15 protein-coding genes are annotated in these 13473 nt (G+C 46.8%); 8 read left to right on the top strand and 7 right to left on the bottom strand.

The annotated features are described in order from the left end of the window. On the bottom strand, positions 1 to 1713 hold the full coding sequence (alsS, locus tag MJQ52_RS13985) for an acetolactate synthase AlsS (protein WP_025853569.1): 1713 nt from the start codon (positions 1711 to 1713) through the stop codon (positions 1 to 3). Between the two features lie 156 nt (positions 1714 to 1869). Between alsS and alsR the strand changes: the two genes are divergently transcribed. Further along, positions 1870 to 2778, top strand: a complete 909-nt coding sequence (gene alsR / locus MJQ52_RS13980; RefSeq protein WP_003151316.1) for an acetoin biosynthesis transcriptional regulator AlsR — start codon at positions 1870 to 1872, stop codon at positions 2776 to 2778. A gap of 194 nt (positions 2779 to 2972) precedes the next feature. Further along, positions 2973 to 4304, top strand: a complete 1332-nt coding sequence (locus tag MJQ52_RS13975) for an arsenic transporter (RefSeq protein ID WP_025853570.1) — start codon at positions 2973 to 2975, stop codon at positions 4302 to 4304. 49 nt (positions 4305 to 4353) lie between these two features. Here MJQ52_RS13975 and MJQ52_RS13970 read toward each other — a convergent pair whose 3' ends face one another. The 3 genes from MJQ52_RS13970 to MJQ52_RS13960 form a co-directional block, all read right to left on the bottom strand. Further along, on the bottom strand, positions 4354 to 5028 hold the full coding sequence (locus tag MJQ52_RS13970; RefSeq protein WP_007407530.1) for a hypothetical protein: 675 nt from the start codon (positions 5026 to 5028) through the stop codon (positions 4354 to 4356). A gap of 41 nt (positions 5029 to 5069) precedes the next feature. Beyond that, complete coding sequence (locus MJQ52_RS13965; protein WP_094247439.1) at positions 5070 to 5963, bottom strand: spore coat protein; 894 nt, start codon at positions 5961 to 5963, stop codon at positions 5070 to 5072. A 122-nt stretch (positions 5964 to 6085) separates the two neighbouring features. Next, a complete protein-coding gene (locus MJQ52_RS13960) occupies positions 6086 to 7180 on the bottom strand; it encodes a CotH kinase family protein (RefSeq protein ID WP_015387604.1) in 1095 nt (364 codons plus the stop codon). A 140-nt stretch (positions 7181 to 7320) separates the two neighbouring features. Between MJQ52_RS13960 and cotG the strand changes: the two genes are divergently transcribed. From cotG to MJQ52_RS13945, 3 genes are all read left to right on the top strand, one after another. Then, positions 7321 to 7887 carry a spore coat protein CotG gene (cotG, locus tag MJQ52_RS13955; RefSeq protein WP_096034907.1) on the top strand — a complete coding sequence of 189 codons (567 nt, stop codon included), beginning with the start codon at positions 7321 to 7323 and terminating at the stop codon, positions 7885 to 7887. A gap of 156 nt (positions 7888 to 8043) precedes the next feature. Continuing rightward, positions 8044 to 8664 carry a flavin reductase family protein gene (locus MJQ52_RS13950; protein ID WP_014419051.1) on the top strand — a complete coding sequence of 207 codons (621 nt, stop codon included), beginning with the start codon at positions 8044 to 8046 and terminating at the stop codon, positions 8662 to 8664. 164 nt (positions 8665 to 8828) lie between these two features. Next, positions 8829 to 9173 carry a DUF4181 domain-containing protein gene (locus tag MJQ52_RS13945; RefSeq protein WP_094247437.1) on the top strand — a complete coding sequence of 115 codons (345 nt, stop codon included), beginning with the start codon at positions 8829 to 8831 and terminating at the stop codon, positions 9171 to 9173. 11 nt (positions 9174 to 9184) lie between these two features. Here the strand turns inward: MJQ52_RS13945 and ggt are convergent, their stop codons facing one another. Continuing rightward, positions 9185 to 10762: a gamma-glutamyltransferase gene (gene ggt, locus MJQ52_RS13940; RefSeq protein WP_094247436.1), complete on the bottom strand. Its 1578-nt coding sequence runs from the start codon at positions 10760 to 10762 to the stop codon at positions 9185 to 9187. Positions 10763 to 10969: 207 nt separating this feature from the next. Between ggt and MJQ52_RS13935 the strand changes: the two genes are divergently transcribed. Genes MJQ52_RS13935 through chrA form a run of 3 tightly spaced genes read left to right on the top strand, consistent with a single transcriptional unit; the run spans position 10970 to position 12583 of the window. Beyond that, the gene (locus MJQ52_RS13935; protein WP_003151298.1) at positions 10970 to 11446 is read left to right on the top strand and encodes an Lrp/AsnC family transcriptional regulator; all 477 of its coding nucleotides are present in this window, start codon (positions 10970 to 10972) and stop codon (positions 11444 to 11446) included. A 13-nt stretch (positions 11447 to 11459) separates the two neighbouring features. Further along, a complete protein-coding gene (chrB, locus tag MJQ52_RS13930; protein ID WP_025853576.1) occupies positions 11460 to 12050 on the top strand; it encodes a chromate efflux transporter subunit ChrB in 591 nt (196 codons plus the stop codon). Continuing rightward, on the top strand, positions 12047 to 12583 hold the full coding sequence (gene chrA / locus MJQ52_RS13925) for a chromate resistance efflux protein ChrA (protein WP_052586801.1): 537 nt from the start codon (positions 12047 to 12049) through the stop codon (positions 12581 to 12583). Before chrB ends, chrA begins: the two co-directional genes overlap by 4 nt. A 26-nt stretch (positions 12584 to 12609) precedes the next feature. Here chrA and MJQ52_RS13920 read toward each other — a convergent pair whose 3' ends face one another. Beyond that, entirely contained in the window at positions 12610 to 12828 is a 219-nt protein-coding gene (locus tag MJQ52_RS13920; protein ID WP_025853578.1) for a hypothetical protein, read from the bottom strand. Next, the gene (locus MJQ52_RS13915) at positions 12825 to 13370 is read right to left on the bottom strand and encodes a flavodoxin family protein (protein WP_070082492.1); all 546 of its coding nucleotides are present in this window, start codon (positions 13368 to 13370) and stop codon (positions 12825 to 12827) included. Before MJQ52_RS13915 ends, MJQ52_RS13920 begins: the two co-directional genes overlap by 4 nt. Between the last annotated feature and the right edge of the window lie 103 nt (positions 13371 to 13473).

Below are 13473 nucleotides of genomic sequence, written 5' to 3'. Positions count from 1 at the left end.
CTAGAGAGCTTTTGCTTTCATTTTTTCTTTGAATTGCTTCGGAAGCATGTCGCTTGATAAATGGACATTGTCACTGTAATCGACAGGAATGTCAATGATGACAGGGCCTTCTGTGTTCAAGCCTTTTTGCAGCACGTCTGCCAGCTGTTCCGGTGACTCAACGCGCAAGCCGGTGGCGCCGAAGCTTTCTGCATATTTTACGATGTCAATGTTTCCGAAATCTACGCATGATGTACGGTTATATTTTTTCATCTGCTGGAATGCGACCATATCATATGTGCTGTCATTCCATACAAGGTGAACGATCGGCGCTTTTAAGCGGACTGCCGTTTCCAATTCCATTGCAGAGAACAAGAATCCTCCGTCTCCTGAAACGGATACGACTTTTTCACCCGGATTCACCAATGTGGCGGCAATCGCCCAAGGAAGCGCTACGCCCAATGTCTGCATGCCGTTGCTGATCAACAGTTTCAGCGGCTCATAAGCGCGGAAGTAGCGGGACATCCAGATCGCGTGAGAACCGATATCGCAAGTGACGGTTACGTCGTCATCAATTGCATTGCGCAGTTCTTGGACGATTTGCAGAGGATGCACTCTGTCGGATTTATGGTCGCTTGGCGCCTTCTCGCTGTCTGAGAGCATCTGTTTTAATTCGCTCAGCACTTCTTTTTCACGGCTGCCCATATCAAATGACACAGCGTCGTGTTCAATTTGTTTAACCGTAGCGGGGATATCGCCTAATAATTCTAATTCCGGCTGATAGGCATGATCGATATCGGCCTGAATTTCGTCAAGATGGATAATAGCACGGTCACCGTTTACGTTCCAGAACTTCGGATCGTATTCAATCGGATCATAACCGATCGTTAATACGACATCCGCCTGTTCAAGCAGAAGATCGCCCGGCTGGTTGCGGAACAGTCCGATCCGGCCGAAATATTGGTCTTCCAGCTCTCTGGACAATGTGCCGGCCCCTTGGTACGTTTCTACGAAAGGCAGTTTTGTTTTGGCAAGCAGTTTGCGGATTTGTTTTACCGCTTCCGGTCTTCCGCCTTTCATGCCGACTAACAGAACGGGAAGTTTCGCCGTCTGGATTTTCGCGATAGCCGCGCTGACCGCTTCTTCCGGTGCAGGGCCTTGTTTCGGCGCCGGCACGCTGCGTACGTTTTTCACATTTGTGATTTCATTCACAACATCCTGCGGAAAGCTCACAAAAGCCGCGCCTGCCTGACCTGCTGACGCTGCCCTGAAGGCGTTTGTTACCGCTTCTGGTATATTCCCTGTTTCCTGTACTTCTACACTGTATTTTGTAATCGGCTGAAATAGCGCCGCATTGTCCAATGATTGGTGTGTCCGTTTTAACCGGTCTGCGCGAATTACGTTACCCGCCAGCGCCACTACCGGATCACCTTCTGTATTAGCCGTTAACAAGCCGGTCGCCAAGTTGGATGCCCCCGGGCCTGAAGTAACGAGACAAACGCCTGGTTTTCCAGTCAGTCTTCCGACAGCCGCAGCCATAAATGCAGCGTTCTGTTCGTGACGGCATAAAACCAGTTCAGGTCCTTTATCTTTTAACGCATCAAATACTGCATCAATTTTTGCACCCGGAATGCCAAAAACATGTGTGACACCTTGCTCCACTAAGCAATCAACAACAAGCTCCGCCCCCCGATTTTTTTCAGAGGTTTTTAGTTCATTTGTTGCTTTTGCCAACACCCTCACTCCTTATTATGCATATTAAATATAAAATTTTAAGTAATTTGTGATATTATTCACTATACACTCTTTGGAAATTGACCTCCAATATCAATTCGCCGTATGATTAATATGTTTCACGAATAATTAACAAAGAGAAAGGAATGGATAAGGATGGAGCTTCGCCATCTTCAATACTTTATTGCCGTTGCCGAAGAACTTCATTTCGGCAAAGCTGCGCTTCGGTTAAATATGACACAGCCGCCTCTCAGCCAGCAGATCAAACAGCTTGAGAAGGAAGTCGGCGTGACCTTATTAAAGCGCACGAAACGGGTTGTAGAGCTTTCAGCTGCCGGAGAAAGTTTTTTAAAACACAGCCGAAACGCGATCGAAGAAATAGACAAAGCGATTGAAATGGCGCAGAGAACGGCGCGGGGAGAGCTCGGCCGCCTTGTCGTCGGTTTTGTCGGCTCGGCCACATATGAATTTCTGCCGCCGATCATTCGGGAATTCCGCGAAAAATTCCCCTCCGTCAAGCTTGATCTGCGTGAAATTTCTTCTTTCAGACAGCAGGAAGAACTTCTGAAGGGGAACATTGATATCGGCATCCTTCATCCGCCTTTACAGCATTCCGCGTTACATATGGAAAAGGTGCAGAGCAGTCCGTGCATTCTGGCTTTGCCGAAGCAGCACCCGCTTACCGCTAAACAGACAATCGACATTCAGGATTTAAAAAATGAACCGATTATCACACTGTCGAAAGAAACATGGCCGACTTTATACCTAGAGTTTGTAAACTACTGCGAGCAGGCGGGCTTCAAACCGAAAATCGTTCAGGAAGCGACGGAGTATCAAATGGTGATCGGATTGGTTAGTGCCGGTATCGGTGTAACCTTCGTGCCTTCTTCTGCTAAAAAGCTGTTTAATCTCGAAGTCGCCTACCGCGGCATTAATCAGGCGCAGCTCACTGCCGAATGGGTCATTGCCTACCGCAAGGATAATCAAAATCCGATCCTGAAACATTTTCTGGATATTATGAATAAACGCCAGGCTTTATTGCAGGCGGATAAGGAAAATGCATAAAAAAGAGGGCCGCCGAAAGCAGCCTCTTTTTTTGTGCTTTTATGGATTTTTACTAAATTGGTAGAAACGCTCAGTACACCTTACGACCTGTACCCGTATACATACAGTACAACTGATCAGGAGGGATAAAAATAACGGGGCGGCAATGACCCATCTAAAAGGAGGCAGAACACATTACACATATTACCGTCATTTTGACCCTGATTTCTTTCTTTGTGACCATTATTTTTATATTTTGGAGACCCGGGGGATTAAATGAAGCCGTTCCGGCGTCGCTGGGCGCCATTCTCGTTTTGTTATGCGGAACCGTTTCCTTTCATGATTTGGGGGATATAGGGTCAAAAGTCACCGGAGCATCAATAACCATTATCTCCACAATGATTATGGCGATCGCGCTGGAAAGCTTCGGTTTTTTTAACTGGGCGGCGGCCAAACTGCTTCACCGCGCCAAGGGATCGGGCATCCGGCTTTTTTGGCTGACCAACCTGCTCTGTTTTTCAATGACGCTCTTTCTGAATAATGACGGGAGCGTATTAATCACCACTCCTATTTTACTATTGGTCTTACAATATCTCGGACTTAAAAGACATCAGAAAACACCGTATTTAATAAGCGGCGTATTAATTGCGACGGCGGCAAGCACCCCGATCGGCGTCAGTAATATCGTCAATTTAATTTCTCTCAAAATGATAGGCATGGACCTTTATTTGTACACCAATATGATGTTTATCCCCGGCACGCTGGGACTGGTGTTTATGGCCCTTCTGCTGTTTGCCGTTTTTTACCGCCGTTTGCCGAAACAGCTCCCCGATATTCCGGTTCATTTTGATTCGCTGGAACACAAACGATATCATCCGCTTCAGCCTCCGCCGGACTTGAGCCAAAACAGCCGTACGAACATCATGTTTTGTGTTTTGGTATTTGTATTGTTCGTCCGGATCAGTCTGTTTGCAGCTTCTTACAACGGCATATCCGTTTCGCTCGTGGCTGTCATCAGTTCAGTCATCCTGCTTTGCTGGAGATGGTTTTATTTAAAAATCGGACCGGCAGACTTATTAAGAAAAGCGCCTTGGCATATCTTTATTTTTGCCTTCACGATGTACATTATCATCTACGGACTGCATAATATCGGACTGACGGCGCTGCTTGTTCAGTCTATTGAGCCTTATGTCTCACAAAGCATTGCCCACGCCGCAACTATTATGGGCATTGCTACATCCGTCCTCTCTAATTTGTTCAATAACCATCCCGCCTTAATGATCAGCACTTTGACATTAACTGAAATGTCCATCGACCCATTAACCGTAAAAATCATTTATCTGGCTAATATTATCGGCAGTGATATCGGATCATTGCTTCTGCCGATCGGGACATTAGCCACGCTGATCTGGATGCATATCATCAGACAGCACGGCGAAAAAGTTTCTTGGTCAGAATATATCAAAACGACCATTGTCGTTGTCCCTCTCACCGTCGTGTTTACCATTACCGTTTTATATGTTTGGATCAGTTGGATTTACCTTTAGCTCCGATGAAAAAAAACTGCCTGCTGTATAAGAGAGGCAGTTTTATCATTTATGGCAGGTGCATGGTTTTTAAATGATTCAATTTCCAAAAAACAGTATCGCCGTCTGCATTGGTCAATTCAAGAATATTATCTGAGACATCCTGTAACAGCCCCACTTTATTCGGTATATCTCCTAAATCCAGAATAATCAGCTTCCCGATATATCTTTTTAATTGCTCCTCAAAATTCCGGACAAGGGGCACATTAGCGGGAACAACCGGCAGCTCTGAACTGTTTAATGTATACGGCGTCTGCTCATCGGAATAGGGTGTCAGCCATTTCAAATGATGCATCGAGATGAAAAGAGTCTTATAAACCGGAGAGAAGAAAACAAAATAATCATTTAAAACACTTGTCACATACCCATGGATGGAACGGTCTCCCGTAACAAATATTTCTGTAAATCTGCCTTTTATATGCTGGAGGGTATTCCGGTAAGAAAATGAATGTTCCTGTTTTTCGGGATGCGGACTTTTTTTTCTTGCGTACGGCTCTTTATTCTCTTCGTCCGGGAGCGTCAATGTCATCCTCTGAAGATGCAGCAGCGGAATATAAAGAAACGTCCGGCCGTCATGAATCACAATGATATCCTGACCGATATCCAAAAGAGTTCCTGAAAATGTCGTATTCCCCGATATCTCAATATCGACTTGTTTATCCAGAAATCTGCTTAATCCAGCCATTTCATTCCCCCCTCTCCCGCGTTTACGGACAATCTTTCCAATCATTTACGGCCGTGTTTCCACCGATAATCTATTGTCCTTAATACAGTGGCGTAGCTATAAGAGTTCTCTTCCTCCCGTTTTGAGGATCGAACGGATCTTGATGATCTTTTCGACTTTTTAGAGGAAGTACGCTGCTCTTCGCATGATTCTTCTTCATGTGACTTTTCTTCTTCGGCGCTCTCTTTCTCACCTTTATTCTCGTCGTCTTTATTCTCCTCTTTTTTAGCTGCTCCTTTTGCCCCTTCGCTGATGCTCTTGATATGAAAAGGATAGATCCGCAGCACTTCTTTATCTTTCACAAGAGTGTAGTGGCCGTCGGAATTATCCACAAGTATACCTTCAACGGCTTCAGGACCTCCGCGGTTGATGGATACCCATTTGTGGATCAGGCGTTTAAATATGCCGTGAAAATCATCAGCCATTTCAAATTCCGGGCGCTCCTCCTCTTGGCCGTCCTCTTCTTGTTCCGCGCTGATGCTTTTGACATGGTCGGCGTTAAAATATACGATTCCGTCATCTTCCGTTTCCAGCACGAGAAAATCATCCCCTGTTTCGTGAAGCTTACCTCTTTTCGATTCGGGACCTCCCTGATTCAATTGCACCGTGCGATTGGTCATCCGGCTGATCAGGTCTTGAAAATCATCAGCTTTTTCACATTCTGCCGCTTCGGCCGGCGATACGGTTTCACTCGTATTTTCCGTCACACTTTTCACGTGTTTCCATTGATAATAAACGATTTTATTATCAACCTGAAGAGCGATATAATCCGATTGAATGTCTGCTAATCTCCCTGTCTTGGACTCCGGGCCTCCCCGGTAGACAGTAATTACTTTTCCTTCCATTGCATGCAAAAAGTTGTCATCAGACCGATGCCGCTTCGTATTGCGTTTCATCTATTGTCCTCCTAGTCATTTTTCTCATAATGTAAAAAGCATAATGCATATATACGTATCACGATTATTTTCGGGAACTGATTCACCAGCCTATTTGTAAAAAATCTTTCTTCATTTCCAAATCAGATATTCCACCGCTCTAACTCACTGCTGATGAAGGCGGACCGCTCCTTAATGTATTCGCAAATCACATCAGGCTCCCGGTCAAAGCAATCAATCTCCTCTTTCTTATAAGGATCCTTTGCGACATGCGGCCTGATCTGCTCATACAGTGACATGACCTTCGGCTTCATATGTTCAATGGTAAACCGGGTCTGAAGCGTTTCTTCCAAAAGCTGTTTGTACGCTTTGCGGAAATACGGTTCATCCAGAAGCCTTGCAGTCAAGGTATTAAACCCTTGTATTCTGACATAATCGGCGTCCATCCGATCACCGTGAATGTCTCTTCCCCACGTCGCATCGTAATCCCACGGAATGACTTCAAAAAGTCCCGTTTCATGATTCCGGTACAAAGCGTAATTATGAACAAACCCATCGTAGTTTGAGGTAAACACGATGCCCGCAAGCCACCGCAAATACTTATCGGCGTCCAAGTGTTTGACGATCTCCCCCTTGAACTCTGACTTCGGCACGGTATTAATTTTATAGATCATGTCCTGCAAGTATAAATCGTCTTCTTTCGTTCCCGTTTTCTTTTCATAACCAAGTTCGAGCGATGTTTTTGTATCCCGCTCCAGATCACTGACGAGGGAGAAATTGGCGTCGTCATCAACCGCGTAAAAAACAGCCCCTTCCGCCAAATTCCGTTTCGCCAGAAAATATTCATCCACTGACTCCAGCTCAAGATACACCCCCTCATGTCTGCCATTGATTTGCAGGGTTACGAAATTCGCCTTTGGTGACAGCGTCCCAAGCTCCGCGAAGAAATCGAGAGACAGCTTATTCCTCATCATCGACGGATCTTTGTATTCAGCGTTTAAATGTATCTCTTTCGCCCTGCGAAATGTTTTCGGCGAATAAAAAGCGATGTGATACGATTTTTTCTTGAAATCTCTTATATGAGAGCCGCGGTACGCCAGATCAATGTCAAGCCGTTTTTGATTCACTCTCAGCACCGCGGGCACCGGATCATCATCCCAAATGTCTTTTTTCAGCTCCATTAAGTCTTTCGGGTGAATAAACAGCTGGTACAGAGGCAATGTTGATTGGTCTTTCATCAGTAACCCTCCCTGTATTAATTTAGGCTGTGCTTTTTATATAAAACTCAGCGAATCACACATACACTTTTTTCATTCATGCGTACTATGTGGTAGTAAGGATCGCATCCTTAAAACATATATCATGAGGAGGTTTCAAAATGGGCCACTATTCCCATTCTGATATCGAAGAAGCAGTAAAGTCCGCAAGCACCGAGGGATTGGAAGATTATTTGTACCAAGAACCAAAAAGCAGTAAGAAGAGAAAATCTCGCAGTCATAAAAAATCGTGCCGCTCTCACAAAAAATCTCGCAGCCATAAAAAATCGTGCCGCTCTCACAAAAAATCTCGCAGCCATAAAAAATCCCGTTCTCACAAAAAATCTCGCAGCCATAAAAAATCCCGTTCTCACAAAAAATCTCGCAGCCATAAAAAATCCCGTTCTCACAAAAAATCTCGCAGCCATAAAAAGTCCCGTTCTCACAAAAAATCTCGCAGCCATAAAAAATCCCGTTCTCACAAAAAATCTCGCAGCCGTAAAAAATCGTGCCGCTCTCACAAAAAATCTCGCAGCCACAAAAAATCATGCCGCCGCAAGAAAAAACGCACGCAGAAAAAACCTTATCGTCCTCATAAAAAAGACCCTTGCAAAAAAGACGATTACTGCAGCAAAACAGAGTACTGGAAAGACGGGAACATCTGGGTTGTAAAGAAAAACTACAAGTAACGCCATTTGTAAATAGGCTGCCGGCTAAACGGAAGCCTTTTTCCTCAATCAGATATATGCCACGTGATAAGATATGCAGCCGGTTTTCTTTTGTTGTGTTTCCGAATTTTCTTTCTGTATAATCAGGTCATACGATAAAGAAAGGCGGCCGAAATCATGCATATCTTACGAGCAGACGAACTGAACGCAAAAGACACTTACAAATTGCTTTCGGGCACAGTCGTTCCCCGGCCGATCGCATTTGTCACGACGCGGTCATCCATCAACGGCGCCGTAAACGCGGCGCCCTTCAGTTTCTATAACGTTGTCTCCGCAGAACCGCCGCTTCTGGCCATCTCTGTCAGCCGCGCGGACGGACGGCAGAAAGACACCGCGAGAAACGCAATCGCTCATCGGGAATTCGTGGTGCACGTCAGTGATGAGTCCATTATTGAAGATATTAACAAAACGGCGGCAAGGCTTGATCCTGATGTCAGTGAACTTGGCATGACAGACCTTTCTGTGACAGACAGCGCCTGCATCAGCGTTCCCGGTATAAAAGAAGCAAAAGTCAGGTTTGAATGTATACTCGAACGCCATCTTCCGTTTCAAAATGACAGCGGAGAAACGACGACAGACCTCATCATCGGCAGAGTCGTTTGTTTTCATTTGAATGACCAAGTATATGACGCCGATAAAGGCTACATACGGACAGATGAGCTGAAGCCTGCGGCAAGGCTCGCGGGGAATGAATACGCCAGACTCGGGAAGACATATACGCTCGTCCGCCCGACCTGAAGCAGGAACCATTATAATAGAAGAAACTACTCAAAAAGACCCCTTTCAAAAGGGGTCTTTTTGAGTCTTTTACCATTAAACTCCGCCTAATGTCTTATAGAATGCTGAAACTTGCAAGGCCCTCACCCGTATGAAACGAGTGACACATTTTTAGGAGGCAGACGATGGATTTCATTCAGTTACTGATTTTTTCAGCCGTATTTATTTTGCTCAGCCTTATGTTTCAAGTATTTGCCGTCAAAGTTCTCCATTTTCCAAATCCTGTTAAAAAGCAGAAGCCGATAAACAGCACATATCGATTAATCGAAATCACACTGCTTATTACGGGCATCGCAGCGGTGACTTTTTTCAATGAAATGTACGTATTTGCCGGAGCTGTTTCCATGCTATTTTGCTGCAGCGGCTTAATGGAATGGCGGCACCGGCGGGAGGAAAAGCAATATGTGTACGATTCGTTTTACGCGGGTCTTTCTGCCGCTCTTGGCGTGCTTATTTTTTTCATCAGTTAGCGTATCATGCTCTATACTCCTGCGGCCGCTCCGTCGCCGCGCGGGTCGGCCCCGCCTTGGAGAAAGCCTTCTTCATCAATGACGATCGCTGCCGCATGGCCCATAAGCCCGTCAAAATCACCAACGGTCTCGACGCGGTGGCCGCTCTGCCTTAGGGCTTCTCTCGTTTCAGGGCTGATTCTGCTTTCAACCCTCAGCCCTTCATACTCCTCTCCCCATGTCCGTCCCCAGACCCAGCGAGGCTCATTGATCGCCTGCTGCGGGTCCATTTTGTAATCAATGATGCGCGTAATCATCGCTGTCTGAGTTTGCGGCTGGCCTTCTCCTCCCTGGGTTCCGTACAGGATGTGCGGCTTTCCTTCTTTACAGGCCATCGCCGGCATGAGGGTGTGGAACGTCCGCTTGCCGGGTTCGAGCGTATTGACATGGAATTCATCCAGCGAAAAAAATGACCCGCGGTTTTGCAGTAAAATACCCGTCTCCCCCGCCGTAACGGCAGATCCGAACTCGAAATAGAGGCTCTGTATAAAGGAAACGGCATTTCCTTCCGCATCTCTGACGGCGGCATAAGCAGTGTCGCTTCCGACCGGACGGCTTACCGCCGGCGCAGCCGTGTAACCGATTTCTTCCGCCAGCTGCTTTGCATACCGTTTATCAAGCAGCCGATCCAGCGGAATATGAGAAAATGCCGGATCTGTCAGCACTTCATTCCGGTGCTGAAAACTCTTCTTCAGCGCCTCGATCAGCAGATGATAATAGTCAAAGGAACCGTGTTCAATCTGAGAAAAATCATAGTTTTCCAATATATTGAGCGTCATTAAGCCTGTAAAGCCCTGTGAATTCGGCGGAGCCTGATAGATGCGGTACCCGCGGTAATCAGAGGATACCGGGTTCGTCCACTCGCCGCGGTGGGCTTTAAAGTCATCAAGTGTCAGACGGCTGCCGTTGTTTTGCAGAAAGGATGTGATGCTTTGAGCGAGATCTCCTTCATAAAAAGCGCCTCTGCCTTTCTCGGCAAGCTGTTCCAAGCTGGCCGCCAGATCCTTCTGGACAAACCGTTCACCGGGCATGGGCGCTTTTTTGTTTCTCGTAAAAATGGCTGAGGTATAAGGTGTTGAGGCTAAAAGAGCGAGATTGCGTTCTGTGTGGGCGCACTGGTCGGCGGACACTGGAAATCCGTTTGCCGCATAATCAAGAGCAGGCTTCAGCACCTCAGCGAGCGAAAGACGCCCGTACGCCGAAAGCACGGCATCCCAGCTGTCCGCCATTCCCGGAACGGTAATGGCGCTTTCTGTCCCGCGCAGAGGGATCGCTTCTCTGCCCCGATACAAGTCTCTCGTCACATGCTCCCCTGAACGGCCGCTCCCGTTATAAGCTTTGATTCGGCCCGTTTCTTTATGGTAAGTGAGCCAAAATGAATCCCCGCCAAGACCCGTCATGTGCGGATACACGACTGCCAGGCAGGCGCTGATCGCCACTGCCGCGTCAAACGCGTTTCCGCCCTTTTCCAGAATGCCGGCCCCCGCCTGAGAAGCAAGATAATGCGGACTGACGACCATTTGTTTCGTTCCGATGGTTGAAGTATTCATGGCAAGCCCCTTTACAAATTTTCTCAAGTATAAAAAGCGGCATCGCCGGCATCCACTTTCCTGAAAGAAAAGCTCACACACTATTTACTTTCCGATAAGAAATAATCCTCAATCATTACGTAACGAAAACATTAAAAAAATTTCTCCTTCATACCGTAACATTTCATGATACAATAATATCCACCAAATGAAGGAAGGTGAAGCCGGTTGGAACATGAGTACAGCATTCCGAATCTTGTCCTTGATGAAACGGATAAACAGATTCTCTCGATTTTGCACGAGGAAGGGAGGATTTCCTATACAGACTTAGGAAAGCGGGTTAACCTGTCGCGAGTGGCGGTTCAGCACCGCATTCAGCATTTACTGGATGCCGGTGTGATTGAAAAATTCACCGCTGTCATCAACCCGGCGAAAATCGGCCGTCATGTGTCCGTGTTTTTTAACGTGGAGGTGGAGCCGCAGTATTTGGAGGAAACCGCATTAAAGCTTGAAAAGGAGCCGGCGGTGACAAGCCTTTATCATATGACCGGACCGAGCAAGCTGCATATGCACGGCATTTTCGCAAATGATCAGGAGATGGAAGAGTTTTTGACAAAACGGCTCTATACGCAAAAAGGCGTCGTCAGCGTCGACTGCCAAATGCTGATTAAACGGTATAAAAGCAGAACGGGCATGAAGCTGTAAGGAGGACATAGCCATGAAACATCCCTATTGGGACATTACGGCGGCGATGGTCCGAACGGGCATTCTCGGATTCGGAGGCGGCCCGTCGGTGATCCCGCTCATCCGCCATGAAGCCGTCAATAAATACAAATGGATAGATGATGATGAATTCGGAGAAATATTAGCGATCGCTAATGCGCTTCCCGGACCGATTGCCACAAAAATGGCGGCGTATCTGGGCTTCAAGCTGAAAGGCACGTTAGGCGCAATCGCGGCAACCCTCGCACATATTCTGCCTACATGTCTCGCTATGGCGGGCTTGTTTGCGGCTGTCAATGTCTTAAGCCGCTCAGCAATCGTTGCCGGCATGATTGGCGCCGTAACACCGGTGATCGCCGTCATGCTCGGCATCATGGCGTACGAGTTTGGCCAAAAAGCGCTTAAAGGTTTCGGCTGGGTCACGGGCATCCTGTTTTTTATCATCGCTTTTATCGGCCTGCAAACGTTACAGATCAATCCCGGCTTTGTCATTATCATTTTCTTGGCGTACGGCGCGTTTCATTTTAAATTAAAGGACAAAATCACAAATAAACGTTCAAAAGATAAAGGAATGTCTGCCTCATGATCTTGATTTATGTATTTATGGCGTTTTTTGTCGCAAACGTACTCGGATATGGAGGCGGACCGGCGTCGATCCCGCTGATGTTTGAAGAAGTCGTCAACAGATACAGCTGGCTCTCAAACGATCAATTCTCAAATATGCTCGCACTTGCGAACGCATTGCCGGGCCCGATCGCAACCAAAATCGCGGCGTATGTCGGCTACAGCGCAGGCGGATGGCCCGGGTTCCTGATTGCGCTGATCGCCACCGTCGTACCGTCGGCGCTCGCATTGATCGTGCTGCTTCGCATCATTCAGCGCTTCCGCCAATCCCCCGTCATCAAAGGTATGACGCTGTCCGTCCAGCCTGTCATCGCCGTCATGATGCTCATTCTTACCTGGCAAATCGGCGCAGACGGCATCAAAGCGATCGGCTGGGTTCAAGCGATAGTGATTGCGGGGATTTCCCTCCTTGCCTTGACAAAATTCAAGATGCATCCGGCCTTCCTGATTATCGCGGCGTTTTTGTATGGAGGGCTTGTGATTCCTCATTTATAAAGAAAAGCACCTGGACAGGTGCTTTTTTATTTTGGCCCGGAAATACCGTTTGATATGACAACTGTTTCTTCGCCTGCATCACTCTTGATGATTTGCTTGACTTGCAGCGTTGCGCCTGCCATTCTCACAGATTGCTGAACCTGAGGCGAATTGGTTTCAGCCTGTACCCAAACAGAAGTCGGCGCTTTCCAAGCTAGAAAGAGTGCAAGAATCAATATACCAGAGATAACCAGCAGCAGCTTCATATCGCATCACTTCTTTTCAATAAACGGCTCGCAGCGGACAGAGCCTGTTGATCATGAAGAATATCACCCGGACGATTGCCTTCTCCCAGCACATAGCCTTTAAAGGACATTCCCATAAAATGAAAAATATGTTCAAATTGCTGAATCAGCGGCAGCCCTTTTAGTTTAGGATTGTCCCCTCCCACTGCTGTTACATATGCCTGCTTCGCTGACATTTGCTGTTTAAAATCAGGAAACCTCGGATCTCTCAGCGTCTGTGACCAGCGATCAATAAACAGCTTTAATGTCCCTGACATGCCAAACCAATAAATTGGGGTGGCAAATACAAGAATATCGCACGGCAAAATCCGCTCAATAATAGAATCGCAGTCATCTTGAACAGGGCGAAAGCCGCCTTGGGCGTGACGCAGATCTTCAACTGGCCGTATCCGATATTTCCGCAAATGAATGTGCTCCGCATCGAATCCTTGAACAGCCTTCTCCGCAAGAATATCCGTATTTCCGCCAGACCGGGTTCCGCCATTAATAACCGCAATTTTCATGATGCATCTGCTCCTTTGTTTACGAATGATTTTCTTCATCATATAATGGATTCATCAATCAATACAGATGATTATTTCGATTGTTTCAATCGATAAAACCGAT

The organism is Bacillus sp. jun7, from assembly GCF_051034795.1.
GTDB classification, from domain to species: domain Bacteria; phylum Bacillota; class Bacilli; order Bacillales; family Bacillaceae; genus Bacillus; species Bacillus velezensis.
Note: the sequence above shows the minus strand (reverse complement) of the source record. Positions and strands in the feature narration are given on the sequence as shown.

What these genes read in the sequence shown, in the direction of transcription:
- alsR (WP_003151316.1), top strand. Translation starts at nt 1,870, where the DNA reads ATGGAGCTTCGCCATCTTCAATACTTTATTGCCGTTGCCGAAGAACTT.
- MJQ52_RS13970 (WP_007407530.1), bottom strand. Translation starts at nt 5,028, where the DNA reads ATGGCTGGATTAAGCAGATTTCTGGATAAACAAGTCGATATTGAGATA.
- MJQ52_RS13965 (WP_094247439.1), bottom strand. Translation starts at nt 5,963, where the DNA reads ATGAAACGCAATACGAAGCGGCATCGGTCTGATGACAACTTTTTGCAT.
- MJQ52_RS13960 (WP_015387604.1), bottom strand. Translation starts at nt 7,180, where the DNA reads ATGAAAGACCAATCAACATTGCCTCTGTACCAGCTGTTTATTCACCCG.
- cotG (WP_096034907.1), top strand. Translation starts at nt 7,321, where the DNA reads ATGGGCCACTATTCCCATTCTGATATCGAAGAAGCAGTAAAGTCCGCA.
- MJQ52_RS13950 (WP_014419051.1), top strand. Translation starts at nt 8,044, where the DNA reads ATGCATATCTTACGAGCAGACGAACTGAACGCAAAAGACACTTACAAA.
- MJQ52_RS13945 (WP_094247437.1), top strand. Translation starts at nt 8,829, where the DNA reads ATGGATTTCATTCAGTTACTGATTTTTTCAGCCGTATTTATTTTGCTC.
- ggt (WP_094247436.1), bottom strand. Translation starts at nt 10,762, where the DNA reads ATGAATACTTCAACCATCGGAACGAAACAAATGGTCGTCAGTCCGCAT.
- chrB (WP_025853576.1), top strand. Translation starts at nt 11,460, where the DNA reads ATGAAACATCCCTATTGGGACATTACGGCGGCGATGGTCCGAACGGGC.
- chrA (WP_052586801.1), top strand. Translation starts at nt 12,047, where the DNA reads ATGATCTTGATTTATGTATTTATGGCGTTTTTTGTCGCAAACGTACTC.
- MJQ52_RS13920 (WP_025853578.1), bottom strand. Translation starts at nt 12,828, where the DNA reads ATGAAGCTGCTGCTGGTTATCTCTGGTATATTGATTCTTGCACTCTTT.
- MJQ52_RS13915 (WP_070082492.1), bottom strand. Translation starts at nt 13,370, where the DNA reads ATGAAAATTGCGGTTATTAATGGCGGAACCCGGTCTGGCGGAAATACG.